The sequence below is a fragment of the uncultured Campylobacter sp. genome (assembly GCF_938045775.1).
Taxonomy (GTDB): domain Bacteria; phylum Campylobacterota; class Campylobacteria; order Campylobacterales; family Campylobacteraceae; genus Campylobacter_B.
Genome location: NZ_CALIBH010000212.1, coordinates 1 through 5,384 on the forward strand (window position 1 = coordinate 1; position 5,384 = coordinate 5,384).

The following is a 5,384-nucleotide window of genomic DNA, read 5'->3' on the forward strand; positions in this document are numbered from 1 at the left end:
TAGCGGAACATTGCGAGTAAGCCAGCAGAAGTTTTTGGGATTTTGAACTTTCTGACAAGTGGAATTTCGAGTTTTCGAGCACAAAAGATATATAAACTATAAAATGGGCTTCCGGCAGGCATTAAAGCTACCGGAAGCTCTCTGTTATTTCAAGCATCTCTGAAAGCCCTCTGTTATTTTAATTAAACAGCTCCAAAAGCCCTTTGCCATTTCAAACACCGCTGAAAGCCCAGATTTTTCGCTTGAAATTCTTAGAATTTTGCTTTTGTTTTTACTTAGAATTTTTAAAATTTAACCCTCCGCGCCGCTACTTTATCGTTTTTATTGCCTCGCCTGGAACTGCTTTAAAATTTTAATCTCTTTGCTAACGACATATCGTAGAATTATGTGCTTCTAACCTAGAATTACTTCAAATTTTAATTCCTCTCGTATATTGCTTCACTTTAAATTCCACAAAATCCAAATTTGTCCTACCCTATTTCTCGATATCAGAAACTGCTGCTTTTTATTTTAGCGCTTTTCTCGCAGCGACGCTTCTTTGGAATTCCGCTGGCTAAATTTTAAGGTCGGAATTTTAAAATTCCATCATTTTGTAATCGTAATTTTTCGTTTAAGCTTCGATAACAAAAATAAGCTGAAATTTTACTTTATTATCGAAAACGTTACATCGCGATACCCATTTTTTCGCGTTAAGCTACCTTTCGTTAGAAATTTTATTAAATTTATTGTAAATAGGTATTTTTATAGTATAATGGATAGTTTTTATTTTTTACGAAGGATTACAACTATGAAAGAGATCAAAATCCCGATTATCTCAGGTCTGAGCATCGCTGCTACGCTAGCATTGATGCCTACGCAGATTTTAGCTAAAGACGGACAGGTAACCGTTACTAAACAAGACGGCACTCCGGGTCATTTTTATTGGTCATCGGGGAAGAATTTCTCCGGTGGCTTTGAAAGCTCCACACATGCTCACGGTAAAAACGACAATAATATCGTAACGATAAACGGCGTTGATAGCGGCGGTCAACCTATGTGGGATTATACGATTTATGGTGGAGGTAACGGTGACGGCACTCCTCAGCATGCTCCTTTTTTATATGAGCAAACTAGCGCAGCCGAAAATAATACGCTTAATGTTTACAACGGCGCTACGGTAGCAGTACTTGTGGGCGGCGAAGGAAAAGGTGCGAAAAATAATACTGTAAATTTGAATGACGCAGATGTAAATAATGTCGTGCTTGGTGGTAACGGTACGTGGTACGGTCAAGCAGATAGCAGTGGAGATGCTACCTATAATATCGTAAATATCAGCGGTTCTACGCAAGTTAAATATAATAATTTTACAAATTTTAATAGCACATCGGTAATGGGTGGTAGAGCAACAGGCACACATCAAGCAAATAATAACGAAGTAAATATTAGTGGAACACCTACTATCGCTGGTAGAATTGCGGGTGCTGCGGTAGAAAACGGCAATGCAGACAGCAATAAAGTAGATATCAACGCTATTGTAAATTTAGCAAATGTAAGTGGAGTAATAGCCTCAAAAGACAGCACCGCCACTTTACAAAATAATATCGTCACTATCAATAACGATGGTGCTGTAGTTGCCGATGTTTTAGTCGCTAATGGTACGGGCGGTGGTATTGAAGGTCCTGGCGGCAAAGCAACAGCCAAAAATAATCATGGCAAGCTGATAAAAGGTACAGTCGGAAATATCAACGGCGCGTATATGGTTAGCAAAACCGAAAAAAATCACTCTACTATCGAGGGTGGCCATGTAACTAATTACGCATACGGAAGTTATTATAGAAACGACGCCCATGATCTTAAATCTAATAGCAAAGACGATTATGTTACCATTAGCGGCGGTAAAGTAGATAAGGCAACTTATGGTGCTTTTACATATTACGGCGATATAGATGGAGCTCATGTAGATATGAGTGGTGGTAAAGTCGTGGGCGCGAATGTTGCTGGCGATGACGGAGTATTTGGTGGGCTTAGCTACGACGGCACTGTTAATAATAGCTATTTATATCTAACAGGTGGCGAGATAAAAGGTGATGCAATCGGCGGAAGAAGCAACAATAAAGATGTCGCGAATAACTACGCAAAAATTATTGGTGGCGCAAAAATAGACGGAAGATTGATCGGTGGAGAAAGTCGCGGCAAAACGGCTACTAATAGTTATTTAGATCTGACCGGCGGCGAGATCGGTGGAGATTCAATCGGCAGCTTAGGCTCTACAGGTGCAGTTCAAGGCAGGATAACAGCCAGCGGAACAAAATTTAATGGAAACGTAATAGGTGGCAAAAGCTCTAGCGGCAACGTAACTGGAAGTAGAGTCACGCTAACCAATGTCACAGCCAGTAAGAATGTAATCGGAGGCGAAGCACAAAGCGGTAATACCGATGATAATCAAGTAAGCCTAATAAACGGTAGCGTTACCGGCGATGTATACGGCTCAAAAGCTAGCGGCTCTGCAACAAAAAGCATCGTAAATCTAAGTGGTGCACAAGTCGCCGGTAATGTCTACGCAGCACACGCAGCAAACGGCAGCGGCAATAAAGTAAATTTCTATAGCGGTAGTGTAACAAAAACTATCTATGGTCTATCTAGTGCAGGCGGCACAAATAACACCTTAAACGTCTATAACGCTCACACTCAAAAAACCGCAGGCGATATTAAGAATTTCAATACTCTTAACTTCGACGGAATTTCAAGCGCTAACGGCAGCGCTGCAACTGCAGCTTTAAATTTAAATGCAGGCTCAACTACCGATATAAATAACGCTAAATTTAAATTAGACAACGCCGATTATAATGTAGATACTTACGCGATAGGCGACGGCGAGAAACGCTATCTGATCCACAACGAAAACGGATTTACCGGTTTTGACGAAACGCAAACGACTAAGCGCACCGATAATGTATTTACGATCAAAAATAAAACTACCTACTCGATGAATTTAAAGGGTCTAATGAAAGATGATGACGGAAAATCCATCGTAATCCAAGGTAAAAAGAAAACCGACCGCACTATCACTGGAGCGTTCGATAACGGCGAGGTTGGTAAATATACCGGTCCTGCAGGCGATCCTACTATCGACGTAGGTGAAAATCCAAATGCACCGCAGAATTTCGGTGGACTAGATATCGATACAAATAACGTTCCTAACGCTACGATAAATCTAGTAAGCGGTGATGATATCGGCGAGATAAGAGCCAATGGCGACGATACGATAAACGTAGGTAAAGATAGAAACAATCCACTTGTACCTGGTAAAATTACAGCTAAAAATATATCTGGTGCAGGTAATCTAAATTTCAATGTTCCAGACGGTTTTTCAGGCAGCGATACTGCGTTAACTTTAACAGATGGTAATCCTACCGATCTAAGCGGTACTAAAATTAGCGTAAATTCTGATAAATTAGCCGATAATACGCAATATACGCTAATCAATAAAACAAATGGAACGATCAATCAGCTTGATCGCACTATCCAAAAAGATCAAATCTATACTATCAAGAACGCAAACGAATATAGCTTCGTAGGAGAAAACTATAAAACCGACGCAAGCCACAAAAAGCTACAATATTCGAAAGGCACACAGACTAGAAACTGGGATGGGGAATTCGACTATGGCGAAACTGAACTCAATAAACAAAATAATGCAGATAATAACGGTCACTCACTTGATAGGAATAAAAACAATACTGTCATCATTGATGCCAATGCGGGCGATCTAAATGGTAAAAAAATTTACGGCGGAAGCACTGCAGCGGGCGATACCTTAGATATCCACGACAATACGGTAGAGATCAATGGCGGAACAAATATCGGCGATGTCATCGCAGGTAATAACGCTAGCTCAAGCGGTAAAGTCAGCAATAACGTTATAAATTTCAATGCAGGCACATTATCGGGCAAGCTCTATGGCTCTGACGATACATCTAATGCAAGAGGAAATAACAGTGGCAACACTCTTAACGTAAATAATGCCTCCGCCCAAAAAACCGCAGGCGATATTAAGAATTTCAACAATCTTAACTTTGATGGAATTTCTGCAAGCGCTAACGGAAGCGCAGCCACTGCGGCTTTAAATTTAACTACCGCTAGCGACACTGATATCAATAACGCTAAATTTAAACTAAACGGCGAAGAGTACGACGTAGATAAAGATACCTACGGCTCTTTAAATATCGAAGAGGGTAAAGAGTATCACCTAATTCACAACGATGGCAATACCTTTACGAATTTTACCGAGAAGGCTAAGCAAAGGGATAATGAGTTTACTATTACCGGTAAGAGTAGCTATGAGATTAACCTTAAAGGCTTAATCCAAAGTGCCGATAATCAATCTATCCTAGTTCAAGGCAAAAAGCTTACAGGTAGAAATATTTCTAACGACGGTAAATTTGATAACGAAGACGCGGCCAAGCGCAGTTTAATCGCGACAATCCCTTTTTCGGATTGCACAATCAGTGTGAAATTCCCTTTTCCGCACATCGACTCGAGGATCTCTTCGAGTTTCCGCTCCGTATACGGCAAATCGCTGGTGTAGCTACCACGTAGCCGCTGCCTGCGGCTCTCCAGCGTGTCTGCGGGGGTGGGGAGGATTCCCAGAACCCCCTCGAGCCGAGAGAGGCCGTACTCATCGGCGGTCTCAATGAAGGTGTTCTGAAAAACCCTGTCTATCGCAACCCAGAGAAGGACGAATTCAGGGTTCTCTGCATCCAGCGCGGCAGTGAGTTCCTTGAACTCCGTCATAAATGGCGGCAGGTAGGACACCAGATTTACATCCCTCACGCGCTCGCCCCCTTAAACGCCGGCACTTCGTAGCTTCCAAGCGCCAGATTGTCCTCCACGCCATTGATTTTGGTCCCTCCGACGTCAACGACGCCCTTGACGCCAAGGATACGCGTCTCGATTTGGCTGATACGAACCACGATGTGCGTTGACTCCGCCCAGGCTTTCCGGAGTTCCAGTAGATATCCCGTCACCGCCTCGTTGATGGCGTTCTGCAGGTTGCTCCAACCGTAGCCGGTGTCAAATGTGATATTCGTTGTCACTGCTACCGCAACCTCGACAGCGCTCTTCACAGATACCACGTGCCCGATCGGCGCGAGACCATAGCCCTCGCCCGCATCTTTCGGCGGGTCGATTGCGTTCTGGACTTTCTGGATCAGCGTCTCGGATGCCGCGTTGTAGTCAGAGTTCAGGATTGTGAGGAGCACTGTGCCGCTCGTAGTCAGCTTTTTCTCGCTTGCTGCCGCGTATATGCTTTTCAGCCATTTCGCAGACTCGCCGCTCATACTGCCGATAACGCCTTCATACCAGGACTTTGCGCCGGCGCTCGGAATCAGTTCCGCGGGGCGGAT

The 5,384-nt window shown here is 43.2% G+C and carries 2 protein-coding genes; both read right to left on the bottom strand.

What is annotated here, in order from left to right:
- Positions 1 to 4,374: 4,374 nt before the first annotated feature.
- Positions 4,375 to 4,773, bottom strand: a complete 399-nt coding sequence (locus tag Q0238_RS12295; RefSeq protein WP_363317133.1) for a putative phage tail protein — start codon at positions 4,771 to 4,773, stop codon at positions 4,375 to 4,377.
- A gap of 35 nt (positions 4,774 to 4,808) precedes the next feature.
- Positions 4,809 to 5,384 (bottom strand): baseplate J/gp47 family protein (locus tag Q0238_RS08425; RefSeq protein ID WP_297945035.1); only part of this gene is annotated, 576 nt, incomplete at its 5' end.